At 73.2% G+C, this 25,412-nt stretch carries 22 protein-coding genes; 14 read left to right on the top strand and 8 right to left on the bottom strand.

Going from position 1 to position 25,412, the window contains the following annotated elements; all coding sequences use genetic code 11:
- The first annotated feature begins 91 nt into the window (after nt 1–91).
- The 6 genes from ACGF5G_RS25845 (at nt 92) to ACGF5G_RS25820 (ending at nt 7,173) form a co-directional block, all read left to right on the top strand.
- Nucleotides 92–982, top strand: coding sequence for a carbohydrate ABC transporter permease (locus tag ACGF5G_RS25845; protein WP_393267105.1), 891 nt, complete (start codon nt 92–94; stop codon nt 980–982).
- Entirely contained in the window at nt 979–2,280 is a 1,302-nt protein-coding gene (locus ACGF5G_RS25840; protein WP_393267103.1) for an ABC transporter substrate-binding protein, read from the top strand. The genes ACGF5G_RS25845 and ACGF5G_RS25840 overlap by 4 nt, the downstream gene beginning before the upstream one ends.
- Nucleotides 2,277–3,287 (top strand): ABC transporter ATP-binding protein, encoded by a 1,011-nt coding sequence (locus ACGF5G_RS25835; protein WP_393267101.1) that lies wholly within the window; start codon nt 2,277–2,279, stop codon nt 3,285–3,287. The genes ACGF5G_RS25840 and ACGF5G_RS25835 overlap by 4 nt, the downstream gene beginning before the upstream one ends.
- On the top strand, nt 3,284–4,165 hold the full coding sequence (locus ACGF5G_RS25830; RefSeq protein ID WP_393267098.1) for a carbohydrate ABC transporter permease: 882 nt from the start codon (nt 3,284–3,286) through the stop codon (nt 4,163–4,165). Before ACGF5G_RS25835 ends, ACGF5G_RS25830 begins: the two co-directional genes overlap by 4 nt.
- Before the next feature lie 17 nt (nt 4,166–4,182).
- On the top strand, nt 4,183–4,650 hold the full coding sequence (locus ACGF5G_RS25825) for a hypothetical protein (protein ID WP_393267095.1): 468 nt from the start codon (nt 4,183–4,185) through the stop codon (nt 4,648–4,650).
- A 135-nt stretch (nt 4,651–4,785) separates the two neighbouring features.
- Nucleotides 4,786–7,173, top strand: coding sequence for a WD40/YVTN/BNR-like repeat-containing protein (locus ACGF5G_RS25820; RefSeq protein WP_393267092.1), 2,388 nt, complete (start codon nt 4,786–4,788; stop codon nt 7,171–7,173).
- A gap of 108 nt (nt 7,174–7,281) precedes the next feature.
- On the opposite strand, the gene ACGF5G_RS25815 is transcribed toward ACGF5G_RS25820, so the two are convergent.
- From ACGF5G_RS25815 to ACGF5G_RS25785, 7 genes are all read right to left on the bottom strand, one after another.
- Complete coding sequence (locus ACGF5G_RS25815; RefSeq protein WP_393267091.1) at nt 7,282–8,463, bottom strand: peptidoglycan DD-metalloendopeptidase family protein; 1,182 nt, start codon at nt 8,461–8,463, stop codon at nt 7,282–7,284.
- Nucleotides 8,464–8,640: 177 nt separating this feature from the next.
- On the bottom strand, nt 8,641–9,630 hold the full coding sequence (locus ACGF5G_RS25810; RefSeq protein ID WP_393267088.1) for an ABC transporter permease subunit: 990 nt from the start codon (nt 9,628–9,630) through the stop codon (nt 8,641–8,643).
- Nucleotides 9,627–10,517, bottom strand: a complete 891-nt coding sequence (locus ACGF5G_RS25805) for an ABC transporter ATP-binding protein (protein ID WP_393267085.1) — start codon at nt 10,515–10,517, stop codon at nt 9,627–9,629. The genes ACGF5G_RS25810 and ACGF5G_RS25805 overlap by 4 nt, the downstream gene beginning before the upstream one ends.
- Nucleotides 10,518–10,528: 11 nt before the next feature.
- Entirely contained in the window at nt 10,529–10,945 is a 417-nt protein-coding gene (locus ACGF5G_RS25800; protein WP_357464228.1) for a GntR family transcriptional regulator, read from the bottom strand.
- Between the two features lie 86 nt (nt 10,946–11,031).
- Nucleotides 11,032–11,793 carry a hypothetical protein gene (locus ACGF5G_RS25795; RefSeq protein WP_393267082.1) on the bottom strand — a complete coding sequence of 254 codons (762 nt, stop codon included), beginning with the start codon at nt 11,791–11,793 and terminating at the stop codon, nt 11,032–11,034.
- Nucleotides 11,794–11,814: 21 nt separating this feature from the next.
- Nucleotides 11,815–12,459: a LuxR C-terminal-related transcriptional regulator gene (locus tag ACGF5G_RS25790; protein ID WP_393267079.1), complete on the bottom strand. Its 645-nt coding sequence runs from the start codon at nt 12,457–12,459 to the stop codon at nt 11,815–11,817.
- The gene (locus ACGF5G_RS25785; RefSeq protein ID WP_393267076.1) at nt 12,411–13,724 is read right to left on the bottom strand and encodes a sensor histidine kinase; all 1,314 of its coding nucleotides are present in this window, start codon (nt 13,722–13,724) and stop codon (nt 12,411–12,413) included. The genes ACGF5G_RS25790 and ACGF5G_RS25785 overlap by 49 nt, the downstream gene beginning before the upstream one ends.
- A gap of 130 nt (nt 13,725–13,854) precedes the next feature.
- On the opposite strand from ACGF5G_RS25785, the gene ACGF5G_RS25780 reads away from it, so the two are divergent.
- Entirely contained in the window at nt 13,855–15,975 is a 2,121-nt protein-coding gene (locus ACGF5G_RS25780) for an MMPL family transporter (RefSeq protein WP_393267386.1), read from the top strand.
- A gap of 67 nt (nt 15,976–16,042) precedes the next feature.
- Here ACGF5G_RS25780 and ACGF5G_RS25775 read toward each other — a convergent pair whose 3' ends face one another.
- Nucleotides 16,043–17,398 carry a hypothetical protein gene (locus ACGF5G_RS25775; RefSeq protein ID WP_393267073.1) on the bottom strand — a complete coding sequence of 452 codons (1,356 nt, stop codon included), beginning with the start codon at nt 17,396–17,398 and terminating at the stop codon, nt 16,043–16,045.
- Between the two features lie 495 nt (nt 17,399–17,893).
- Here ACGF5G_RS25775 and ACGF5G_RS25770 point away from each other — a divergent pair, with 495 nt between their 5' ends.
- From ACGF5G_RS25770 to ACGF5G_RS25740, 7 genes are all read left to right on the top strand, one after another.
- Complete coding sequence (locus tag ACGF5G_RS25770) at nt 17,894–18,919, top strand: LacI family DNA-binding transcriptional regulator (protein WP_393267070.1); 1,026 nt, start codon at nt 17,894–17,896, stop codon at nt 18,917–18,919.
- Between the two features lie 58 nt (nt 18,920–18,977).
- A complete protein-coding gene (locus tag ACGF5G_RS25765; protein ID WP_393267067.1) occupies nt 18,978–20,573 on the top strand; it encodes an FAD-dependent oxidoreductase in 1,596 nt (531 codons plus the stop codon).
- Between the two features lie 23 nt (nt 20,574–20,596).
- The gene (locus ACGF5G_RS25760; RefSeq protein ID WP_393267064.1) at nt 20,597–21,880 is read left to right on the top strand and encodes an ABC transporter substrate-binding protein; all 1,284 of its coding nucleotides are present in this window, start codon (nt 20,597–20,599) and stop codon (nt 21,878–21,880) included.
- Nucleotides 21,881–22,078: 198 nt separating this feature from the next.
- A complete protein-coding gene (locus tag ACGF5G_RS25755; protein WP_393267061.1) occupies nt 22,079–22,882 on the top strand; it encodes a carbohydrate ABC transporter permease in 804 nt (267 codons plus the stop codon).
- Nucleotides 22,872–23,714, top strand: a complete 843-nt coding sequence (locus tag ACGF5G_RS25750; protein WP_393267059.1) for a carbohydrate ABC transporter permease — start codon at nt 22,872–22,874, stop codon at nt 23,712–23,714. The genes ACGF5G_RS25755 and ACGF5G_RS25750 overlap by 11 nt, the downstream gene beginning before the upstream one ends.
- Nucleotides 23,711–24,652: an ROK family protein gene (locus ACGF5G_RS25745; RefSeq protein WP_393267057.1), complete on the top strand. Its 942-nt coding sequence runs from the start codon at nt 23,711–23,713 to the stop codon at nt 24,650–24,652. Before ACGF5G_RS25750 ends, ACGF5G_RS25745 begins: the two co-directional genes overlap by 4 nt.
- Entirely contained in the window at nt 24,649–25,359 is a 711-nt protein-coding gene (locus tag ACGF5G_RS25740) for an N-acetylmannosamine-6-phosphate 2-epimerase (RefSeq protein WP_393267055.1), read from the top strand. The genes ACGF5G_RS25745 and ACGF5G_RS25740 overlap by 4 nt, the downstream gene beginning before the upstream one ends.
- Nucleotides 25,360–25,412 lie beyond the last annotated feature (53 nt).

The following is a 25,412-nucleotide window of genomic DNA, read 5'->3' as shown; positions in this document are numbered from 1 at the left end:
ACGTCTGTCGCAGGCACCCCGGCCCCCGCCGGCCGCCGTTGGCGTACGACAGGCGTAGGAGGCGGCGGCACGCGATTCCAACAGGTGCCCGATGACCGGACGGCCCGCCGGCCATAGGTTCGGCGACGTGCGGTTGTCGGGTCGCGCCACGATCCCGCGGATCATCGGGCGTTTCGTGGTACCGGCCCTGTTCGCGGCGCTGTTCGCCGCCCCGCTGTGGTTCATGGTGGTCGGCTCGCTGCGCCCTGCCGGCCTGCCCCCGCCGCGTACCCTCGAACTCCTCCCGCCCGAGCCGACGGTGGCCGCCTACGCCCGGCTGCCCGAGCTGATCCCGCTGTTCCGCTACCTGGCGAACTCGGCGCTGGTCGTCGCGCTCGCCGTGCCGTTGACCGTCGCCGTGGCGTCGCTGACCGGTTTCGGGCTGCGGCTGCTCGCGCCGACCGCCCGTCGGCGGGTGGTCCTCGGCCTGCTGGCGGTGCTGCTCGTCCCGGCCACCGCCGTGTGGGCGACCCGCTTCGAGCTGTTCCGCCTGGCCGGCGTGGTCGACACGTACGTCCCGCTGCTGGCCCCGGCGGTGCTCGCCGGCAGCCCGTTCCTGGTGCTGCTCTACGCCTGGAGCTTCGGCGGGGTACCGGAGACCCAGCTCCAGGCGGCCCGCCTGGAGGGCGCCGGGTGGCTGACGGTCTGGCGGCGCGTCGCGATGCCCCAGGTGCGCCCGGCGACCCTCGCGGTGGCCGTGCTGGCCTTCACGTTCCACTGGTCCAACTTCATCGACCCGCTGTTGTACCTGCACAGCGGCGACCGGTACACCTATCCGCTCGGCCTGCAGTTCCTGCGGCTGTTGAACCCCACGGACTGGCCACTGCTGATGGCCGGCTGCGTGGTCGCGACCGTCCCGTGCGTGCTGGTGTTCCTGCTGGCCCAGCGGATCCTGCTGCACGACGACCCCCTGGCCGCGCTGAGATCTGGAGGACGCAGGTGACGAACACCCGGGCACGACGGTGGATCGGCCTGGTCATGGCCGCCCTGCTGGCCGGCTACGCCGCCGGCTGCGGCGGCGGGGACCGCGCCGACGACGCGTCGGGCATCACCGTCGTGCTGTTCGGCGACGCCGAGGAGGTCGCCGGCTACCGCCGCATGGTGGCCGCGTTCGAGGAGGCCCACCGCGACGTCGACGTCAACCTCTCCCCCGTCGCCGGCCAGGACGAGCTGATGGCCCGGCTGACCACCTCGTTCGCCGGGGGCAGGCCGCCGGACGTGTTCCTGCTCAACTACCGCCGCTACGGGCAGTTCGCCGCGCAGGGAGCGATCGAGCCGGCGCAGTCCTACCTGGAGCGCAGCACCGTGCTCAAGGAGAGCGACTTCAGCCCCCAGGCGCTGGACGCCTTCCGCTTCGACGGCAAGGCCCTGACCTGCCTACCGCAGAACCTCTCCTCGCTGGTCGTCTACTACAACGCCGACCTGTTCGCCGCCGCCGGCGTGCCGCTGCCGAAGGCCGGCTGGACCTGGGACGACTTCCTGGGCGCCGCCCGCGCGCTGACCCGCGACGGCCGCTACGGGGTGGGCGTGGAGCCGTCCGTGCCCCGGCTCGCGCCGTTCGTCTGGTCCAACCGCGGCGAAATCGTCGACGACCCGGCCCGCCCCACCACCCTGACCCTCACCCGGAACCCGGCCACCCGCAGGGCCGTCGACTGGTTCCTCGACCTGCAACTCACGCACCACGTCGTGCCGCCGGACGCCGAGGAGCAGAGCGAGTCGAGCGAGGCCCGGTTCCTGCGCGGCACCCTGGGCATGTATCTCAACAGCCGGGTGGCCGTGCCGACGCTGCGCACCATCGACGGCTTCACCTGGGACGTGGCGCCGCTGCCGGTCGCGCCGGGCGGCGTGCCCGCGTCGATCCTGCACAGCGACGCGTACTGCATGGGCGCCGGCCTGCCCGACCACGACGACGCCTGGCGGTTCATCGAGTTCGCGATGGGCCCGGCCGGCCAGCGGATCCTGGCCGAGTCCGGCCGCACCGTGCCGTCCCGGCTCGACGTCGCCAACTCCCCGGCGTTCCTCGACCCGGCCGCGCCGCCGAAGTCGTCGCGGGTCTACCTCGACGCCGCGCCGCACCTGCGCGCCACCCCACGCACCGCCACCTGGTCCCGCGTGGAACGGGAGGCCGGCACGCTGCTGGAGGAGGTGTTCTACGGCCGGGTCGGGCGCGAGGAGGGGCTGCGCCGGCTGGAGGAGCAGAGCCGGCCGTTGTTCGCCCTGCCGACGGGAGCGGGCGGGTGACCGGACGCGGGGCGATCCGGCTGGAGTCGCTGACCAAGGTGTACGGGCGGACCACCGCCGTCGACGGGATCGACCTGGACGTGCGGGCCGGCGAGATGATCACCCTGGTCGGGCCGTCGGGCTCCGGGAAGTCCACCGTCCTGCGGCTGATCGCCGGACTGGAACGGCCGGACCGCGGCCGGGTCGTGGTCGACGGCCGGGACGTCGCCCTGGTGCCGCCGCACCGGCGGGCCGTGGCGATGGTCTTCCAGGACTACGCCCTCTACCCGCACCTCACCGCGCTCGGCAACCTGACGTTCGGCCTGCGGGTACGCCGGGTCCCCCGCGCCGAGGCCGACCGGCGGGCCCACGCCGCCGCCGAGCGGCTGGGGATCGCCGACCTGCTCGACCGGCACCCCGACGAGATGTCCGGCGGGCAGCGCCAGCGCGTCGCCCTGGCCCGCGGCCTGCTGCGCGAGCCCAGCGTCTACCTGCTCGACGAGCCGCTGGCCAGCCTGGACGCGCCGCTGCGCTTCGCCACCCGGGCCGACCTGCTCGCCCTGCACCGTGAACTCGGCACCACGACCGTCCACGTCACGCACGACCAGGCCGAGGCGATGACCCTCGGCGACCGGGTGGTCGTCCTCGACGGCGGCCGGATCCGGCAGGTCGGGCCGCCGCAGCAGGTCTACGACGAGCCCGCCGACACCTTCGTGGCCGGCTTCCTCGGCAGCCCGCCGATGAACCTGGTGCCCGGCGGCGGCACGCTGGGCGGCCAGCCCGGCGTGACCCTCGGCGTACGGCCGGAGGACCTGGCGCTCGACACCGAGGGCCCGGTCGAGGCAACCGTCGAGGCGGTGGAGGCGCTCGGCAGCGAGGCCGTCCTGCTGACCCGGTGCCCCGACGGCACCCGCCTCGTCGTGCGGACCGGGCCGCGGCCGGGCGTACGGCCGGGCGACCCGGTGCGGCTACGCCCCGACCCGGACCGGATCCACCGCTTCGACACCGCCACCGGGCGGCGCCGGTGAAGGCGATCCGGGCCGGCCGGCAGCTCACGGCCTGGGCGTTCCTCGCCCCGTACGCCGTGGCGGTCGCGCTGCTGGTCGCCCTGCCCGCGCTGCTCAACGTCGGGTACGCGTTCACCGACCACACCGGGCTCACACGGGACCCGCAGTTCGTGGGCCTGGCCAACGTACGCCGGATGCTGGCCGACGGTTTCCTGCTCGACAGCGTGCAGGCGTCCCTGACGCACGTGGCGCTGGCCGTGCCGGTCCGGCTGCTCGCCGCCGGGGGGCTCGGCCTGCTGCTCGCCGCCCCCCGGCCGGGCGGCCGATGGTTCCGGGTCGCGGTCTACCTGCCGACGGTCGTCCCCGACGTCGCCCTGGCCGTGCTGTTCCTGTGGGTGCTCAACCCGCTCTACGGCCCGCTCAACCAGGTGCTCGGGCTGTTCGGCCATCCCGGCTTCACCTGGCTGTCGGACCCGACCACGGCACGGGTGGCGGTCGTGCTGATGCTGGCGTTCCCGATCGGCGAGGGCTTCGTCGTCGTCCTCGCCGCCCGCCGGATGCTCGACGGCCGGCTCTACGAGGCGGCGGCGCTGGAGGGCTGCGGCCCGCTCGGCCAGCTACGCCGGCTCACGCTGCCGCTGCTGGCTCCCGTGCTGGTGCTGCTGGCGGTCCGGGACACGATCCTCACCCTCCAGGTGAACTTCGTCCCGGCGTACGTGCTCACCGACGGCCGGCCCGCCAACGCCACGCTCTACCTGCCCGTCTACATCTTCGACCAGGCCTTCGAGTTCTCCGGCTTCGCGTACGGCGCGCTCATCTCGACGGCGCTGATGGCGCTCACGGCGGTCGTCATCGCCGCCCTGCTGCTGATGGTGCGCCGCTGGCGGGTGCTGCGGTGAGGTGGCATCCTGCTGCGATGAGACTCCGGGTGTTCGCGGTCGCCGCCACGATCCCGCTGCTCGCCGCCTGCGGCGGGACGGACGCCCCGCAGGCGACGGGGCGGGGCCCCGGGATGCTGGCGAACCTGCCCAGTTGCGACCGGGTGCCGCTGGACACCGAGCCGGAGGTCGACGCCCGGGTCACCGGCCTGGTGCTGCCCGACGGCGCGCGCGTCACCTCGGTGGTGGCGCAGGGCGCCCTGACGACGGTCGAGGCCACCGTCCGGATGACCCCGCTGGACGTACGCGCCCACTACGAGGGCCGCACCGACGTCGAGCTGCTGCGCGTCGAGGACGAGGTCTTCGAGGCCGAGGTGCTGACCCGGGCGCAGCAGCGGCGGATGTACCTGCGGGCCGGCGCGCTCTGCGCCGACGGCACCACGCTGACCGCGGTGGTGGGGCCGGACTCGGAGGACGCGGGACTGCCGGAGTTCCAGCGCGGATAGCGACGGCGCTCGACAGGTGTCCTAACCCGACGACCGGAATCCCAACAGTTGCCGGGTGACGCCGGTCACCGTGCTGTCTACCGTGCGACGCACGACCGGATCTCGGTCGCACCCGCACATGGACGGGAGATCCGCATGAGTCCCACCCTCGTCCGAGGTAGACGCGTCCTGCCGGTGGCAGCAGCCCTGGCGCTGCTGACGGCGGCCGCGTTGACGACCTCGGCACCGTCGGCCCGCGGCGAGGAGTCGCTGGCCACCAGCACCCCCACCGGGCCGATGGAGCTGCCCGCCGAGTGGATGACCGCCCAGCGGCTCAGCGACGGCAGCACGGACCTGTCCGTCGCCAAGTACGCGAAGGCCCGCGGCGAGGCGAACCAGCTCGCCGCCCGTACCCGCAGCGCCTACCGCGACCTCGCCGGGAAGCAGTGGCGCTTCTTCGGCCCGAGCAACATCGGCGGCCGGGTGGTCGACATCGCCGTCGATCCGCAGGTCGCCGACCAGATCTTCATCGCCGCCGCCTCCGGCGGCATCTGGCGCTCCGCCGACGCGGGTGCCACCTTCGAGCCGGCCTGGCCCGACGGTGGGATGCAGAGCATGGGCGCGGTCGCGATGACCACCGACGGTGTGCTCTTCGCCGGCACGGGCGAGGCGCAGCCGGGCGGCGGTTCGATCACCTTCGGCGGCGACGGCGTCTACCGGTCGCGGGACCGGGGCCGGACGTGGCAGCGCGTCGGCCTGGCGAACAGCCACGCCATCGCCCGGTTCGCCATCGACCCGGGCAACCAGGACCGGATCTTCGCCGCGGCCGCCGGCAACCTGTTCGTGCCGGGCGGCGAGCGGGGCGTCTACCTCTCCGAGGACGGCGGCGACACCTGGCGGCAGGCCCTCGCCCCGCCGAACGCCACCACCGGCGCGACGGAAGTCCTCATCGATCCGCGGAACCCGAACCGGGTGTACGCGGCGATGTGGGACCACCTGCGCGAGCCGCACCAGCGCACCTACGGCGGGCCCGGCTCCAGCCTGTGGCGCTCCGACGACGGCGGACGGACGTGGGAGCGGATGACCACCGGGCTGCCGACCGACGCCGACCAGGGCCGCTGGGGTCTCGCCCTCGCCCCGAGCGACCCGGACCGGCTGTACGCGTACGTCGGCACCGCCCTCGGCCCGTTCCGCGCCTTCTACCGCTCCGACGACGGCGGCGACACCTGGACGCAGACCCCGGTCAACGCCAACCAGGCGTCCCAGTCCACCTTCAGCTGGTGGTTCGGCAAGCTGTTCGTCGACCCGGCCGACGCCGACCACGTGTTCCTCACCGGGGTCAACCTGCGCCGCTCCACCGACGGCGGGCAGAGCTTCGGCAACGTCGGCGGCGTGCACGCCGACCAGCACGTGCTGCGCTGGGATCCCAAGGTGCCGGGCCGGGCCTACCTCGGCAACGACGGCGGCTTCTACCGCTCCGACGCCAACGGGGTGAGCGGCTGGGTCAAGTCCACGTACGAGCCGTACACCCAGTTCTACACGGTGGACGTCGCGCAGACCGACCCGGCGCTGAAGGTCGGCGGCGCCCAGGACAACGGCTGCAACCGTGGCTACAACGGCGTGGGCGGCCCGTGGAACGCCATCGGCTGCGGCGACGGCCTCCAGGTGATCATCCATCCGGAGAACCCGAACATCGTCTTCGGCTGCAGCCAGTACGGCTCCTGCTACCGCTCGGAGAACGCCGGCGCCGCGCCGCGCCAGTCCATCGGCCCCGGCCAGACGACCTCGGACCGGCGCAACTGGCTCACCCCGCTGCAGTTCGACCCGAGCGACCCGGACGTCATGTACTACGCGGGCAACGTCGTCAACCGGTCGACGGACAACGGCCGCACCTGGACGGCGATCAGCCCGGACCTCACCGGCGGCGGGCCGAACGACCCGTCGGGCTACCCGTGGGGCACGATCACCACGATCGCGGCGGCCCCCACCGACGGCGACAAGCTCTACGTCGGCACGGACGACGGCAGGCTGTGGTGGACCGACGACCTCGGGGGCACCTGGACCCAGGTCGACCCCACGCAACTGCCCGGGACGTGGGTGACCCGGGTGGCGGCGCACCCCACGGACGCCAACATCGCCTACGCCACGTTCTCCGCGTTCCGCTCCGGCAGCGACCGCGCGCACGTCATGATGACGCGCGACGGCGGCCGCACGTGGACGGACATCGGCCGGGGGCTGCCCGACGCGCCGGTCAACTCGGTGCTGCCGACCGCCGACGGCCTGTTGCTGGTCGGCACCGACGTGGGGGTGTTCGTGTCGGCGTGGAACGGCGGCGAGTGGGCCTCCCTCGGCGGGGACCTGCCGGCGGCGGCCGTGATGTACCTGCGCTACCACGAGCCGAGCCGGCAGCTCACCGCGGCGACGTTCGGGCGGGGCGTCCACGACCTCACCGTGCCGCGGTGCCCGGCGGCGTCGACCCGGCTGCCGCTGCGCGAGCCGGGCGTCGGCGTGGTCGGCGTGCTCGCCTCGTGCCGCGCGGCGTGACCCGCTGAACGCGGGGGCGGGTGTGCGTCGCACTCCCGCCCCCGCACACGCGAGGGGCCTCCGCCCGACATGGCGGAGGCCCCGTTTACTGCCGTCAGACCGGGCCGGTCAGCACCAGCCGCTGATCGGGCCGTTCACGCCGGTCCACAGGTAGGCGTCGGAGACCCAGGTGCCGTCGCTGAGCCGGTTCCACAGCGACGTGGTGCCGTACCGCCCGGTGTGGGAGGTGCCGTTGGCGGAGCAGGAGACGGTGACCGTCGCGCCGTCACCCACCGAGCCGAGCACGGCGTAGCCGGTGCCGGGGCCGGACCGCTTGGTCAGCGAGCCTCCGCCGTTGGCGTCGACGACCGCCTGGTTGAAGCCCAGCGCACCGTAGTTGTAGATCGCGCTACCGGCGCCCCGCCAGGTCGAGCCGTGCCGCGCGCCACCCTGGTAGGCCGAGGCGCCGTTTTCGAACACCCACTTGCCGAGGCCGTGGCCGGCGATGGGCACGTACGCGCTGTTCTGCCGCAGCCCGAAGTGGACGTGCCGGCCGTACGCGGCCCCGCCGCAGGTGACGTCGGTGCCCGTGTAGCCCAGGTAGGCGCCCTGGCCGACCGCCGTGCCGTTGGCCGAGATGTTGCTCCACAGGTGGTAGTAGTCGGTGGAGTAGCCGCGGTCGTGGATCACCCGGATCCACCCCCGGCACATCGTGTACGCCGTGCCGGCCCGGGCCGCGCGGACCACCTCGTCGCCGCCCGCGAGGTCGATCGAGCTGTACGGCGTCTCGTAGCCGCCCCAGCCGTGCGGGCCGCTGGTCAGTGTCCAGGTCTGGCCGACCGCGAACGGCAGGGCCATGCCGGTCCGGTAGTCGCCGCCCGCGTACATCGTGCCCGGGGTGCGGGTGAATACCTCCTTCTCCTGCTTGCCGACCAGGGGCGACTCGGCGGCCAACTCGCCGAACTCCGCCTCGCCGTCGAAGCTCACCTGCCACCCGCCGGCCTCGGCGTGAGCGATGAAGATCGCGCCGGTCGGGTGGATGTCCTCCTCGTGGGAGGTGACGGCGACGGCAGTGCCGAAGGCCCAGCTGCCGCTCTTGCGGGTGACGGTGATCCGCGTGTCGGCTGCCTCGGCGTGTGCCTCGCCGGCGGCCCGGGCCTGCCCGAGCAGCTTGGCGGTCACGGCCTGCTCGACGCTCGCCCGGGCCGGGTCCGGCGTGGGCGCGGCGGCGTGCGCAGCGGTGCCCGCGACCAGGAGTTCCGTCACCAGGAGAGCCGTGGCGATCCCGGCCCATCGTCTGATGTGCACCATTGACGACCTCTTTCAAATCGAAGTACATCGCTAAGTGGTGCTGACGATAGACAGGACCAAGAATATTGTCTACATGTTGACACGCTGGCAATGAAGGTATGTTTCGGCCCGCCGGCCGCGTCGGCGAGGCGCGGCCGGCGGACGCCCGAGTGCCCGGGCAGGGCAGCCGGCGGGTGGTCAGGCGATGCGGCGGATACGGCGGACGGCCAGGAGGAGCAGCAGCGCCGCGAGCGCGACGAAGATGCCGGTCTCGATGCCCTGGAACAGCCAGAACCGGCTCTCGGGCTGGTAGAGCCACCAGTTGTAGGCGCCCGGCCCGAGGCCCAGGTCGGCGCCGCAGGCCCGCCCGTCGGGGCCCGTGGCACCGGGCGGGCAGATCACCTGGGCGTTGGGTGCGACGAGTTTGCCGTTGGCGTCGTGGACGCCGTTGGAGAGGATCCAGTCGCGTCCCCCGATGGCGAGCCTGTCGGTGGAGCCCTGCACCGGGTAGGTCAGCTCGCGGGCGGGCAGGTAGCGGGGCCTGGCCAGCGCGGCCACGGCGACGCGCAGGCCGAGGAAACCGACCAGCGTGCCGGCCATGGCGGGCAGCGCCCGGGGCCAGACGGTGCCGGCGCAGACGCCCAGCGCGACCGCGAAGAGGGTGTACCCGATCGGCACCACGCCCTGCATGTCGAAGAAGAACGCATCGAACCGGCTCTGCCGCCAGCCCTGGTTGAGCGGGGTCAGCCACCAGGACATGCCCAGCCCGTAGGCGACGGAGACGAGCAGCGCGGCGGCTCCCACGAACCCGAACTTGACCAGCGCCCAGCGTTGCCGGCTGACGCCCTGGGTCCAGACGAACCGGTGGGTGCCCTGCTCGACCTCGCGGGCGATCAGCGGGGCGCCCCAGAACAGGCCGACCAGCAGCGGCAGCACGAGGAAGAGGATGCCCGCCAGGCTCAGCGTGCCGAACTGGTCGTGGAACTGGTTGAAGGCCCGGTCGCAGGTCTCGCCGAGCCCCGGCGTCGGGCCCGGGTCGCCCGCGGCGACGCACTTCGGCAGGCCGTAGTCGTCGAAGGCGTCGCGCATCGCCAGGCCACTGATGATGATGAACGCGCCGAGGACCGCGAGCCCGCCCAGGGCGAACAGCGCGTCCCTGCGGTGTTGCCGCCAGGTCAGCCAGATCATGCCGGCACCCCCCATTCCTCGTGGCTGGCCTGCGCGTCGCCGTCGGCGAGGTAGGCCAGGATGACGTCCTCCAGGGACACCTCCCGCACGCTCCACCGCGGGTCGGCGACGGGCCCGTCGGCGCGCACCAGCAGGGTCGACTGCCGGTCGGTGTGGCTCGCCCGCACGACGTCGGCGACGCCCGGGATCGGCTCGCCGCCGTGCCGGGGGCCGATCAGGCGCCGGTGCGCGGCGACCAGGTCCTCGACCGCGCCGGCGAGCCGGACCTGGGCGGCGTTCAGCACGATCAGGTGGTCGCAGACCCGTTCCACGTCCGCCAGCAGGTGCGAGGAGAGCAGCACGGTGGTGCCGGAGTCGGCCACGCTGCCCATCAGAGTCTGCAGGAACTCCCGCCGGGCGAGCGGGTCGAGGCTGGCCACCGGCTCGTCGAGCAGCAGCAGCCGGGGTCGCTTGGCCAGGGCGAGGGCGAGCGCGACCTGGGCCCGCTGCCCGCCGGAGAGCTTGCCGACCGGCTTGTTCGGCGGGATGCCGAGATCCGCCAGGCGGGAACGCGCCATCGCCGCGTCCCAGCGGCGGTTCAGCCTGCCGCCCGCCGTGATCAGCTCGGCCGCGGTGAAGTCCCGGTACAGCGGCGTGTCCTGGGCGACGAAGCCGATGTCGGCCAACGCCGTCGGGTTGTCGTAGGGGGGCTCGCCGAACAGCCGCACCGCCCCGGCGTCGGGCCGCAGCAGACCCACCGCCAGGTGCAGCAGCGTGCTCTTGCCCGCCCCGTTGGGCCCGACCAGAGCGGCGATCCGCCCGGCCGGCAGGCGGAACGAGCAGTCCCGCAGCGCCCAGTGTCTCCCGTACCGTTTGCCCAGCTGGTCGGTTTCCAGCACGGCCTCCATGGCGTGTCCTCTCATCCTGCCGACGTGGCGTTCTGCGGCGGGGCTTCGACCGGGAGCGTGGCCCGCATGGTCGTCTCCACCAGGGCGGTGATGTCCTCGGGCGTCAGTTCGGCCGCCTGCGCGCGGTGCAGCCAGGCCACCAGCTCCGCCCGCAGTTCGGCCTGGTTGGGCAGGGACGCTCCGGCGAGGGTGCGCCTGACGAAGGTGCCGACGCCCGGCCGCCCCTCCGCGAGGCCCTCGATCTCCAGCTCGCGGTACGCCTTCAGCACCGTGTTGGGGTTGATGGCCAGCGACTGCGCGACGTCGCGGACCTTGGGCAACTGGTCCCCGGGGACCAGCAACCCCACCCGCAGGGCCTGTTTCACCTGCTGCACGAGCTGCATGTAGGTGTTCACCTTCGACCGGCCGTCCAACACGAACTCGATCACCCGCCGCGCCTCCCCTATTGTCTTACGACAGTAGGACTATAGAACAAGTTGGCGCCGACGTAAGCCCCCTTCCAACGGGGAGGATGTCAGACCAGGCCGGCGACGGCGCCTATCGCGGTGATGGCGACCGACACCTGCTCGGCGAGAGGACCGTCGACCGGCCACGAGCCGTCCGGGCGCTGGGTGGCGGTGAGCCGCCGGACCACGGCGCGGAACACGGGATGGTCCGGGGGCAGCAACGCCGTCCGCAGTGCGCATCCGGCGCGGGCGACGTCGGCCGGCGGCGCGTCGAGCAGCCGCCGCGCCAGGATGTCCAGTCCCTGGTCCGCCTCCTCGCGCAGTCCCACCGCCCACAGCAGGGCGGCGGCGAGCCAGGTGGTGGTGAGGCACGACGGCCAGGTGCTTGAGGCTTCCACGGCCTCGCGCACCGCCCGGGCGGCCCGCCCGGCCGCCTCGGGCCGGTCCAGGACCGCCAGGCACCAGCCGACGTAGGCGGGCAGGTAGAGCGGGTCCTGCGACGGCAGGTACCCGGCGTCCACGGCGGAGCGCACCGTGCCGTCCGGCGCGACCAGCGCGGCGAGCCAGTCGGCGCAACGGTCCACCTGGGAGTTGCACCGCAGGTCCAACTCGATTATCCGGGCGATCCGTTCGCACGTCGCCGCCACGGAGGGGGAGCCGGCCGACCAGGGTGCCGGGAAACCGCCCTCGGGAGACTGGTCGGCGAACAACGCGTCCGCCACGTCCAACGGCGTCGGCCACACCCCGGTCAGCACCGTCGCCAGTCGATGCCCGTCGGACTCGTCACCGTGCGCGATCACCCACTCGACCGCCGCGCCATTGTCGATCACGAGCCGAACCTAACCCAACCCTCACCCGTGCAGGTACGCGAGGACCGCCAGCACCCGGCGGTTGTCGTCGTCCGACGGCGGCAGCCCCAGCTTGCTGAAGATGTTGTTGATGTGCTTGCTGACCGCCTTCTCGGTGACGAACAGCCGCCCGGCGATCGCCGCGTTCGACCGACCCTCGGCCATCAGGCCCAGCACCTCCCGCTCCCGCGCGGTGAGTTCCCGCAGCGGCTCTGCCGTCGCGTTGCGGGCGAGGAGCTGGGAGACGACCTCCGGGTCCATCACCATGCCACCGCCGGCCACCCGGCGCACCGCGTCGACGAACTGGTCGACATTGGACACACGGTCCTTGAGCAGGTAGCCCACTCCCCCGCCACGGTCGGAGAGCAGCTCGCGGGCGTACAACTGCTCGACGTGCTGGGAGAGCACGAGGATCGGCAGGCCCGGCAGCCGGATCCGGGCCTGCAACGCCGCCTGGAGCCCCTCGTCGGTGAAGGTCGGCGGCAGTCGCACGTCGACGACCGCGACGTCCGGGTGGTGCCGGACCAGGGCCGGCAGCACGGACGGCCCGTCGGCGACGGCCTCGACCACCTGGCAGCCGAACGCGTCGAGGATGCGCGTCAGCCCGTCCCGGAGGAGGGCGAGATCCTCCGCGATGACAACTCGCACGGCAGCTCCATGGTCACGACAGTCGGTCCGCCGGGCGGACTCGTCACGGTCATCGTGCCATCGAAGGCTGCCAGACGGCGTTGCACGCCCGACAGGCCGGTCCCGGAGTCCGGCGTCGCGCCGCCCCGGCCGTCGTCGCCGACCACCATGGTCAACCGACCGTCACGGTACGCCAGCCGGATCCACGCCCGCGCCGCGCCGCTGTGCTTGGTGACGTTGGCCAGCGCCTCGGCCACCGCGAAGTAGGCCGCCGACTCGACCGCGGCCGGCGGGCTGCCGGGCAGCGCGACGTCGAGCTCCACGGGCAGCGGCACGGCCAGCGCGAGCGCCCGCACGGCGCCGTCGAGTCCGCGTTCGGCCAGCACCGGCGGGTAGATGCCGCGGACCAGGTCGCGCAGCTCGACCAGGGCACGGCCGCTGGTCTCCTGCGCCTCGGTGAGCAGCCGCTGCGCCGCGGCCGGGTCGTCGGCCATCAGCTTCTCGGCCAGGCCGATGCTCATGCGCAGCGCGACGAGCCGGGCCTGCGCCCCGTCGTGCAGGTCGCGCTCGATCCGGCGCAGCTCCGCGGCCTGGGTGTCGACCGTGTCGGCCCGGGTGGCGGAGAGCTGCCGGACCCGCAACGCCAACTCCTGCGCCCGGGTCGGGGCCAGGAAGAACCCGGCGAAGCGGAAGTGCAGCCACACCAGCCACGGCGCGACCACCAGGCCGGCGAACAGGAACAACCATCCCTGGGGTACGGACAGCACCGCCTGCACGAGGTTGTCCATCGGCCAGAACACGCCGTAGCCGTACCAGCCGACGGTGAGGAACAGGACCAAGGGCAGCAGCAGGACGCCCTCCAGCCCGTACACCGGCAGGACGAACGCCAGCAGGCACGCCCCGCCGGTCACCATGCCCGGCATCAGCCAGGCCAGGTCCCGCCAGGTCGCCGGGTCACCGACCACCCAGCGGAACCGCCGCCAGGTGCCGAGCCGGGCGCCCTCGGGCGCCGGCGGGTACGGCGAGGCGATCGGCATCCCGTGCCACCCGGCCACCCGGCGTTGCAGCCCGGTCGACCACCGCACCAGCACGGTGACCGCGGGGAACAGCGCGAACCCGATGCCGAGGGCCGGGATGAGCGCGAGCGAGACCACCGACAGCACGAACAGCGCCACGTTGGTGGTCAGGCTGAGCAGGGCCACGGCCAGGCCCTGCACGGCGGCGAGCGCGCCGGGCCGGACCGACTGCCTGACGAACGCGCGTACGGAGCTGTCCACGGCGCCCATTCTCCGGCACCGGTCCCACCGGAATCGGTGGTGCTAGCACCACCCACGTTCGGGACCTGTCACCCCTGCCCCCGCCCCTCTCCGGCCGAAGGATCGAGGTGTGACCACAACCAGGCAGGAGAGACCCGACATGTCCCGGCGGCAACGACTGGCCGGCCTACCGTCCGGCCGACGCACCAAGTACGCGATGCTCGTCTTCTGGCTCGTCCTCGTCGCGGTGGCCGGGCCGCTGGCGATCAAGCTGACCGAGGTGCAGAACAACGACACCCTCGGGGCGCTGCCCGCCTCGGTGGAGGCCAGCCGCGCGGTGCAGCGGGCGGAGGCGGCGTTCCCCGACTCCCAGGCGCCCCTCGCGGTCGCCGTCTACGTGCGGGAGAGCGGGCTCACCGACGCCGACCGCGCGAAGGTCGACGGCGACCGGGCCGCGTACGCCGCGTACGCCGACGGCGGCCAGGTGTCGCCCCCGGTCCCGAGCGAGGACGGCAAGGCGGTGCTGGTGTCCTTCCCGGTCGCCGGCGACGACGAGCAGCGGGCCGACGCGGTGGCCGACATCAGGGACCGGCTGGCCGCCGACGCCCCCGACGGGCTGCGCACCGCGCTCACCGGCGAGGCCGGCGCCACCGAGGACGTCTTCGACGCGTTCGCCGGGATGGACACCGCCCTGCTGCTGGCGACCGCGGGCACCGTCGCGCTGCTGCTGCTCCTCACGTACCGCAGCCCGGTCCTGTGGCTGATCCCGCTCCTCACGGTCGCGCTGGCCAACCAGCTCGCCAGCGCGGTCGTCTACCTGCTGGCCGAGTACGGCGGCCTGGCGGTCGACTTCCAGAGCCAGAGCATCCTCACCGTGCTGGTCTTCGGTGTCGGCGTGGACTACGCCCTGCTGCTCATCGCCCGGTACCGGGAGGAGCTGCGCCGGCACGCCGACCGGCACGCGGCGATGGCCGTGGCGCTGCGGAGGTCGTTCGGCGCCATCTGCGCCTCGGCGGCGACCGTCGCGGTCGGCCTGCTGTGCCTGCTCGCCGCGCAGCTGCCGGCCACCCGGGGCCTGGGACCGGTCGGCGCGGTCGGCATCGCCGCGGCGTTCCTGGCCATGACCACGCTCCTGCCGGCCGTGCTGGTCATCTTCGGGCGCTGGCTGTTCTGGCCGTTCGTGCCCCGCCACACCCCCGACGCGGTCGTCCACGACGAGGCGTCCGGGCACGGGCTGTGGCGCCGCGTCGCCGGCGCCGTCGGTCGCCGCCCGCGCGTGGTGTGGCTGGGCACGGCGGCGGCGCTGGTCGCCCTCAGCTTCGGCATCGGCAACCTCAGCATCGGCATGCCGGCTGACCAGTCGTTCACCACCGAGGTCGGCTCGATCACGGGCCAGCGGATGATCGCCGCGCACTACCCGAGCGGCACCGTGGCCCCCGCCGAGATCCTGGCCGCCGCCGGCACGGCCGACCAGGTGGTGGCCGCCGCCCGTGCGGTGCCCGGGGTGGCCGAGGTCGGCGAGCCGCAGCTCTCCCCCGACGGCCGGTGGGTACGCGTCGCGGCCGTCCTCGCGGACACGCCGGACAGCGACGCCGCGCTGGACACCGTCGACCGGCTCCGCACCGCCGTGCACGCGGTGCCCGACGCGCAGGCGCTGGTCGGCGGGGACACCGCGTACCTGCTCGACGAGGAACGCACCGTCGGCCGCGACAACCGGGTCGTCGGCCCGCTGATCCTGGCGGTGGTGTTCGCCGTCCTGGTGCTGCTGCTGCGGGCCCTGGTCGCGCCGCTGCTGCTGCTGGCGAGCGTGGTGCTGTCCTACGTCGCCGCGATGGGCGCGGCCGGGCTGATCCTCGACGCCATGGGCTATCCCAAGCTGTTCGTGGGGATCCCGCTGCAGACGTTCCTGTTCCTGGTCGCCCTCGGCGTGGACTACACGATCTTCCTGGCCACCCGGGCCAGGGAGGAGACGGCACGGCTCGGGCACCGCCGGGGCGTGCTGCACGCGCTGACGGTCACCGGCGGCGTCATCACCAGCGCGGGCGTGGTGCTGGCGGCCACCTTCGGCGCGCTCAGCGTGCTGCCGCTGGTGCCGTCGGTGCAGTCGGCCGTCATCGTCGGCGTCGGCGTGCTGCTGGACACGTTCCTCGTGCGCAGCCTGCTCGTGCCGGCCCTGGCGCTGGAGATCGGCCGCCGCACCTGGTGGCCGGGCGTGCTGTCGCGGCGAGGGTCACCGCCGGTGCGGACGCAGCCGGTCGAGCCGGCCGCGGCGGGGGCGTAACGCCCGGCCGCCCCGCCACCGGGCGGGCGCCGGCCGTACCCAGAGCGGTACGGCCGGCGCCCGCCGGTCAACTGCCGCGCCGGTCGTGGGGCACGGTGACGGTCACCGCGCAGCCGACCGGGCGGCCGATCTCGTCGTGGCCCGCGTACGTCAGGGTGTAGACGCGGTCCCCGCCGGCGCCGTCGCGTTCCGCCCGCAGCCGGCCGCTGGTGTCCGGGCTGCCGAGGGTGAAGCCGCTGACGTCCGCGACGTCGCCGCCGGTCACCGCCGTCAGGGTGAGCGCGTTCGGGCCGAGGACGCCGTCACGCAGATCCGCCGTCACGGTGACGTCGACCAGTTCGTGGTTCGGCGGCCACAGCACCGGCCGGTCCACCACGCAGTTCACCTCCCGGGCGGGCACCGGCTGGTCCAGGGTGGCGACGGCGTGGCCGATCGTCGCGGTGAGCCGCCCGCCGGCCTCGTAGTACATGTGCGCCGTGCGGCCGTCGAAGTAGAACGTCGGCGCGGCCGACCGCCCCAGGTCCGGCGCGGTGTTCATCGAGTCGTGCACGACGCCGAGGTGGACCTCCCGGTCGAAGTTCTCGCCGACGTCCACGGCGTGCATGTTGCCGTCGGCGGCGTGGAAGATCACCAGGTTGCGGCCGTTCCAGCGCAGGAAGAACGGCCCCGAGGCGTTCGGGCCCTCGATGCCCTGCGGGGTCACGATCGGGTCGGGCTGGATGGTCCACGTCCGCGCGTCCGGCGAGACGGCCCAGCGGATGCGTCGGGACACCGGCCCGGTCGGGCCCGGCAGCGCGGCCGTGGGATTGTCCATGAAGAGCATCAGGTACCGGCTGCCCAGCCGCGGCACCGCCTGCTCGAACACGCGGGCGTAGGAGGTCTCCCCACCGGTGCTGTGGTCCCGGCTGACCGCCGTCCCGCCGTAGCTGAAGTGGATGCCGTCATCCGAGGTGGCGTACCGGGTGATCGAGTTCTCGCCGTGGAAGTAGAGGAACAACTTCCGCTCGCCCTCGACCCAGATCGCGTGCGGCGAGGAGATGTGGCTGACCGTGGCGTAGTGGGGCAGCCAGGTGTTGCTGATCAACGGGTTGGCCTGGTACTCGGTCCACGGGCCGTCGATCGAGTCGGAATACGCCAGGGCGATCCCGCCGGGCCGCTCGTGGGGCGCGTAGTACAGGTAGTAGGTGCCCAGCGGCTCGGAGAAGTAGTCGGCGGCCCGGATGACGCTCGGGAAGATGAACTCGTTCGTCGGGTTGTAGGTGAGGGCGCTCTTGTCGAACGCGGTGCCCGCGTAGGTGAAGCGGGGGAAGTCCGGTGCCGGGTCGGCGGCGACCGGAGCGGCACCGGCCACGGCGACCAGGAGGCCCACGCCGGCTGCCGCCACGGCGGCGCGGCTGGACACTCGGACGGGTGCTTTCGTCATGGCTGCTCCTGCTCTTTTTCGGGGGTGGTGGGGGCGCTCCCCGGCCGGCCCGGGCGGGGAGCCGGTGCGGGGGCCGTCGACGCGGAGATCAGGGGGACGGCCCCGTACGGGTGGTGACCGTGGACGTGACGCATCGCGCCACGGGGCGACGCGAGGTCACGCTGGGTGAGGCGGTCAGCTGACCGCAGCCGCGGGGCGGGTAGCCCGACCGCGACTAATACGTATTAGCATTGACGCTTCCCGAATGCTGCTCGACCCGGGCCAGCCTTGTCAAGGGGGCCGCCACGCTCCCCCGGCACACCCCCGTCGCGCGGCGGGCGTCGCACGCCCCGCTGCGGCCGCCGGTGGCCCCCTCGCGGGCTAATGCGCATTAGCCCTGGGCGTTCATCTCCCTGAAATATCCACGTCCACCCCTTGACACACACCCGGTCAGCCGCCAGGCTCCTCCCAACGCCGAGCGCTAATACGCATTAGCCGCACCGGAAGGACATCGTTGTGCCCGCTACCCCCCGACGCGTCACACAGCGTGACATCGCCCGGCTGGCCGGCGTCAGCCAGGCGACCGTGTCGCTGGTGCTCAACAACCGGGCCGACGCCGATGTCCGCATCGCGCCCGAGACCCGCGACCGCGTGCTGCGGGTCATCGCCGAGACCGGGTACGCCGCCGATCCCGTGGCCCGCCGACTCGCCGCGCGGTTCAACCGGATCATCGGCGTCTTCACCTACGAGCCCGCCTTCCCCAGCGGCAGTCGCGACTTCTTCCACCCCTTCCTGCTCGGCATCGAGGACTACGCGGAGCGCGCCGGCTGCGACCTGCTGCTCTTCACCAGCGCCCCGGTCGTCGACGGCCGCCGGCGCATCTTCCACCAGGACAACCGGCTGCGGCTGGCCGACGGCTGCATCCTGCTCGGGCGGGAGATCGACGGCGCGGAGCTGAGCCGACTCAACCGCGACGGTTTCCCGTACGTCGCTGTCGGCCGCCGCGACGACGCCGGCGGCCCGGTGCCGTACGTCGGCGCCGACTACGCCAGGGCGGTGGGCGAGCTGGTGGGCCTGGCCCTCGCCTGCGGACACCGGCGCCTGGCCTACCTGAGCATGGGCACCACCGCGGAGTCCTCCGAGGACCGGCGGCGCGGGTTCGTCGCGTCCGCGACGGCCGCGGAGAGCGCCCGCCACCTGACGGCCGCCGCCCAGGACGCCGAGGCGATCCTCGACAACCTGCTCGCCGACCGGATCACCGTCGCCTTCGTGGAGGACTTCGCCACCGCCGTGGCGCTGGAGCTGGCCACCCGGCGACGCGGCCTGGCCGTGCCCGGTGACCTGTCGATCCTGACCCTCGGCGACCCGACGGTCCCGGTGCCCACCGATGTCGCGTTCACCGGGTTCCGGATCCCGCGCGAGGAGATGGGCCGGCAGTCCGTCGAGGTGCTGACCGGCGTCATCGACGGCAGCGCCGACGGCGTGCAGCAGCGACTGCTCCCCTGCGAACTCGTCGAGGGCGACACCCTCGGCGCCCCCTGATCGGCGGTCGCCGCGGCTTCGCGGTGACCGTGAAACCGGAAGGAAGCAAGTGGTACAGATGCGTGCGGACGTCCTCGTCGTCGGGGGCGGGCTGGGTGGGGTGGCGGCGGCGCTCGCCGCGGCCCGGGCCGGCCGGTCGGTCATCCTGACCGAGGAGTTCGACTGGCTCGGCGGGCAGCTCACCAGCCAGGCCGTCCCGCCGGACGAGCACTCCTGGATCGAACAGTTCGGGGCCACCGCGAGTTACCGGGCCCTGCGCACCGGGATCCGCGACTACTACCGCCGGCACTACCCGCTCACCGAACGGTCCCGGGGCTGGACGGACCTCAACCCCGGGGCCGGCTGGGTCAGCCGGCTCTGCCACGAGCCCCGGGTGGCCGTCGCCGTCATCGAGCAGATGCTGGCGCCGTACCGTGGCGCCGGCCGGCTGACCGTGCTCCAGCCGTACCGGCCGGTCGCCGCCGAGACCGACGGGGACCGGGTGGTCGCGGTGACCGTGGCGCACCGCGACCGCGACGACCGGATCGACATCACCGCCCCGTACGTCCTCGACGCCACCGAGACCGGCGAGCTGCTGCCGCTGTCCGGCACCGAGTACGTCACGGGCTTCGAGTCGCAGGCGGACACCGGCGAGCCCAGCGCGCCGGCCGAGGCGCAGCCGATGAACATGCAGGCCGTCTCCGTCTGCTTCGCCCTCGACCACGTCGACGGCGACCACACCATCGACCGTCCCGCCGGATACGACTTCTGGCGCGACTACAAGCCCGACTTCTGGGGTGACCGGCTGCTGTCCTGGCGGTCGCCACACCCCCGCACCCTGGAGATCGTCGAACGCAGCTTCACCCCCAACCCGGACGACGACCCGCTGACCGTCAACGCCGACCAGCGGGTCAACCCCGGCGACGGCAACCTCTGGACGTTCCGGCGCATCGCCGCCCGGCGCAACTTCACCGACGGCGCGTACGGCAGCGACATCACGCTGGTGAACTGGCCGATGATCGACTACTTCGAGGGCCCGGTCATCGACGTGCCGAACGCGTCCTGGCACCTGAGCAAGGCCCGCGAGCTGTCGTACTCGGTCCTGTACTGGCTGCAGACCGAGGCGCCCCGGACGGACGGCGGGACCGGCTTCCCCGGCCTGCGCCTACGCGGCGACGTGACCGGCAGCCGGGACGGCCTGGCGCAGGCGCCCTACATCCGGGAGTCGCGCCGCATCCGGGCCGAGTACACGGTGGTCGAGCAGGACCTGTCGCTGGCCGTCCGCGGCGACCACGGCGCCGTCAGCTACCCGGACTCGGTCGGCGTGGGGATGTACCGCATCGACCTGCACCCGTCGACCGGCGGCGACAACTACATCGACGTCGGCTCCTGCCCCTTCGAGATCCCGCTGGGCGCGCTGATCCCGCAGCGCGTCGAGAACCTGCTCCCGGCCGGCAAGAACATCGGCACGACGCACGTCACCAACGGCAGCTACCGGCTGCACCCGGTCGAGTGGAACATCGGCGAGGTCGCCGGCCTGCTCGCCGACTTCTGCCTGGCGCGGGGCGAGTCCCCGCGCGCGGTCCGCGGCACCCCCCGCCTGCTGGCCGACTTCCAGGACCGCCTCTCGGCGGCCGGCGTGGAGATGCGCTGGCCTCAGATCGCGGGCTACTGAACACCCCCGATGAGGAGAAGATCATGAGATTGGGAAAGGGTGTGCGCGGTGTCGCCGCGGCACTGGCCGGCGTGCTCGCGCTCTCCGCCTGCGGTGGCGGTGACGACGCCGGGGACAAGGGTCCGGCCAGTCTGCGGATGACCATCTGGTCGGCCAACGAGGCGCACCTCAAGCTGTTCAACGAGATCGCCGACGAGTACCGCAAGACCCATCCGGAGGTCGCGGCCATCACGTTCGACCCGCTGCCGTTCGAGACCTACACCACGACGCTGACCACCCAGATCGCCGGCGGGAACGCGCCCGACCTGGCCTGGGTGCTCGAGAGTTCCGCCCCCGACTTCGTCGCCTCGGGCGCGCTGCTGCCGCTCGACGAGACCCTCAAGAAGGCCGAGGGCTACCAGTACGACGACATCTCCCCGGCCACCCTCAAGCTCTGGCAGAACGGCGGCAAGCTGTACGCGTACCCGTTCTCCACCTCGCCGTTCGGGGTCTTCGTCAACACCGACCTGCTCAGGAAGGCCGGCCAGAAGACGCCGGCCGAACTGATCGCGGCCGGGCAGTGGAACTGGGACACCGCGCTCGCCGTCGCCGGCGCCACCGCGGGCGCGACCGGCAAGGCCGGCCTCGTGATCCGCGACTTCGACTACAAGGGCTGGGACAACCTGTCGACCTTCTGGACGGGTTGGGGCGCCCAGGCGTGGAGCGCGGACGGCAAGTCCTGCGGCTTCGCCGCCCCGGAGATGGTCGAGGCGATGACCACCCTGCACAAGGCGATCTTCACCGGTAAGGCGCTGCCCGGCCCGGGCACGACCGCCGACTTCTTCGCCGGTGACGCGGCCATGACGGTCACCCAGATCTCCCGCGCCTCGCTGCTGAAGCCCGACGGCTTCGGCTGGGACCTGGTCCCGCTGCCGGCCGGGCCGAAGGGCAGCTACTCGGTGATGGGCCAGGCCGGCGTCGGAGTGCTGAAGAAGAGCCGGAACGCCCAGGCCGCCGCCGATTTCCTGGCATTCCTGACCAACCCCACCAACTCGGCCAAGCTCGCCCAGTTCTTCCCGCCGCCGCGCCAGTCGCAGCTCACCGCGGAGACGCTGGCCAAGACGAACCCGACGCTGAAGCCCGAGCAGTTGCAGAAGGTCGTCATCGACGGCATCACCAACGGCGTCATCAAGCCCAGTCACGTCGGGCAGGCCGAGCTGAGCCAGCAGGTCCGCGCCGGGCTCGACCCGCTGTGGAAGCCGGACGCGGACGTCACCGCCGTCCTCGGCGCGCTCTGCGCCAAGATCCAGCCGCTGCTGGCGAAGTAGGGCAGCCGGACCATGTCCCAGACGGACACGCGGGTGGGCGGGGTCGAGGCCCCGCCCACCCGGGCCGGGGGGGGGGGGGGCCGGGCCCCCCCCCCCCCCCCCCGGGCCGGGTCGCGGCGGTACTGGACCAGCCGCCGCCGCGACCATCTCACCGGTTACCTGTTCATCGCGCCGCAACTGTTCGGCAGCCTCGCCTTCGTGATCCTGCCGCTGATCCTGGTGGTCTGGTACAGCCTGCACGAGTGGAACGTGCTGGCCGGCACGTTCGAGTTCGTCGGCGCCGAGAACTACTCGGCGCTCGCCGACGATCCCAACCTCGGCGCGGTGCTGCGGGCCACCGGGCTGTTCTCCGTCGGCCTGGTCGTGTTCAACCTCGGCCTGGCGCTGCTGCTGGCCGTCCTGCTCAACCAGAAGCTGCGCGGCACGATCGTGTTCCGCACCCTGTTCTTCTCGCCGGTGGTGGTCTCGCTGGTCGCCTGGACCATCGTGTGGGGGTTCCTGCTGCAGGACAACGGCGGCGTGAACGGTCTGCTCGACACCGTCGGCGTGGACGGGCCGAACTGGCTGCGCGGCGAGGGCACCGCGATGCTCTCGGTCGTCGTGGTGCAGGTGTTCAAGAACGTCGGCCTGAACATGGTGCTCTTCCTGGCCGCCCTGCAGGGCGTGCCGGCGGAGATGTACGAGGCCGCCGAGGTCGACGGAGCCAGCCGGATGCGCCAGTTCTGGCGGATCACCGTGCCGCTGATCAGTCCCACGATCCTGCTCACCTCGATCATCACGGTGGTCGGCTCGTTGCAGGTCTTCGCGCAGATCGCGGTGCTCACCCAGGGTGGGCCCGGCACCTCGACCACCGTGCTCGTCTACTACCTCTACCAGCAGGCGTTCCAGTTCCACCACTTCGGCTACGGCGCCACGCTGTCGATCGTGCTGTTCGCCATCGTGCTCGCGCTCACCGTGCTGCAGTGGCAGATGCGCAAGAGATGGGTCTTCCATGAATCGTGACCTGTCGCCCCGGACCAAGCTGGTGCTCTACGGGGTGTTGCTGGTCCTGGCGATCCCGTTCGTCTTCCCGACCTGGTGGATGGTCACCTCCTCGCTGAAGCCGGTCGCCGACATCTTCGCCTTCCCGCCGCAGCTGCTGCCGGCGAGCCCGAAGCTGGACGCGTACCAGCGGGTGTTCGAGTTGCAGCCGTTCGGCCGGCAGTACCTGAACAGCCTCTACATCGCGCTGGTGGTGACCGTCGGCACGCTGGCCGTGTCCGCGCTGTCCGGGTACGCCTTCGCCCGGATCCGGTTCCGCGGCCAGAACGTGCTGTTCCTGGTGGTGCTCGCGGGCCTGCTCATCCCGAGCGAGGTGACGATCGTGCCGCTGTTCCAGATGTTCTTCAAGCTGGACCTGGTCGACACCCACTGGCCGCTGATCCTGGTGCCGATCCTCGGCGCGCCCAGCGTGCTGGCGACGTTCATCATGCGGCAGTTCTTCATCAGTCTCCCCGGCGAGCTGGAGGAGGCGGCGCGGGTCGACGGGCTGGGGCGCTTCGCGACCTTCTGGAAGATCGCGCTGCCGCTGTCCCGGCCCGCGCTGGGCGCGGTCGCCATCTTCACGTTCCTGCACAGCTGGAACCTCTACCTGGAACCGATCGTGTTCCTCTCCTCGCCCGAGAAGTTCACCCTGCCCCAGGCGCTCACCCAGTTCGTCGACGCCTACGGCGGCCCGATGTGGAACGTCCAGCTCGCCGCGGCGTCGATGACCGCGCTGCCGGTCCTGGTGGTCTTCGTCATCGCGCAGAAGCAGTTCGTCGAGGGCCTGGCGCACACCGGACTCAAGGGGTGACGAGGCCTGCTCCCCTGGTGGGCCTCGACATCGGCGGCACCAAGACGGCGGCGGCGCTGGTCGGACCCGACGGGCAGGTGCTCGGGCGTCGCCTGGCACCCACCCCCGCCGCGTCGGGCCCGGCGGCCGTGCTGGACACCGCCGCCGGGCTCGCCCGCGGGCTGCTCGACGCGGCCGGCGCCGGCCCGGTCGGCGTGGGCACCGCCGGCACGGTCGACCCGGCCACCGGCACCATCCGGTACGCCACCGACAGCCTGCCCGGCTGGGCGGGCACCAGGGTCGCCGACGAGCTGGCCGAGCGGCTGGGTCGACCGGTCCGGGTCACCAACGACGTCAACGCCGCCGCACTGGGCGAGAGCTGGGTGGGAGCGGGACGGGACCGCCCGCACCTGCTGCTGGTCGCGGTCGGCACCGGCCTCGGCGGAGCCATGATCCGGTGTGGCCGCCTGGCGACCGGCGCCCGGGGCGCCGCCGGCGAGGTGGGGCACCTGCCGGCCCCCGGCGCCGAGCGGCTGCGCTGCGGGTGCGGCCGGTACGGACACCTGGAGGGCATCGCCTCGGGCAGCGGGCTGTCCGCCGCGTACGCCCTGGAGACCGGCCTGCGGATCAGCGGACGGGACGTGGCCGAGCGTGCCACGGCGGGCGACCCGGCCGCCCGGGAGGTGGTGGACCTCGCCGGCACCGCCCTCGGCCGGGCGCTCGCGGGGCTGGTCGCCGTCCTCGATCCGCAGGCGGTGGTGGTGGCGGGCGGGGCGGCCGGCGCCCTGCTCCCCGGCGCCCGCGCCGCCTTCGCCGCCGAACTGCCCGCGGCCTGGGCGGACGTGCCCCTGCTCCCCGCGGCGCTGCACGCCGACGCGGTCGTGGTGGGCGCCGCCCGACTGGCCGGCGACACCGGCCCGACGCCGCCCGTGGCCGACGACGAGAGGACGATTCCGTGAGTGTGTTCGACGACCTGGCCGGTGGCCTCGTGATCTCCTGCCAGCCGCTGCCCGACGAACCCGACGACCCGATGCGCGACCCGTACGTCCAGGCCCGGGTGGCCGCGTCGGTGGTACGGGGCGGCGCGGTGGCGGTCCGGGCCAACGGCACCGCCGACATCACGGCGATCCGCGCCGCCGTCGACGTGCCGGTCATCGGGTTGCACAAGCACGGCGTCGACGGGGTGTTCATCACCCCGACGGCGTCGCACGCGGTCGACGTCGCCAGGGCCGGGGCACACATCGTCGCCGTGGACGCCACCGACCGTCCCCGTCCGGACGGGCGGACCTTCGCCGACACGGTCCGCGCGGTACGGGAGCGGACCGACGCGCTGGTCCTCGCGGACGTCTCCACGGTGGCGGAGGGGGTGACCGCCGTCCGCGACGGTGCGGACGCGGTGGCCACGACGCTCTCCGGCTACACGCCGTCCAGCCCACCCGCCGACGGCCCCGACCTGGTCCTCGTCGCACGGCTCGCCGCGCTCGTGGAGGTGCCCGTGATCGCCGAGGGTCGCTACCGGAGTCCGGCCCAGATCGACCGGGCCTTCGCGGCCGGAGCCCACTCGGTGGTGATGGGAAACGCCGTCACCTCTCCGCTGTGGATCACGCGCCGACTCGTCGCGGCCACCCGCCGGATGGCCGTGGCGCACGCGGAGCACCGGGCCTGACGCCGGCCCCCGCGCCGGTGGAAGAGTCCGTCTGCCCCGGCCGGGCCGCACGA

The organism is Micromonospora sp. NPDC047730, assembly GCF_043204765.1.
Taxonomy (GTDB): domain Bacteria; phylum Actinomycetota; class Actinomycetes; order Mycobacteriales; family Micromonosporaceae; genus Micromonospora.
Note: the sequence above shows the minus strand (reverse complement) of the source record. Positions and strands in the feature narration are given on the sequence as shown.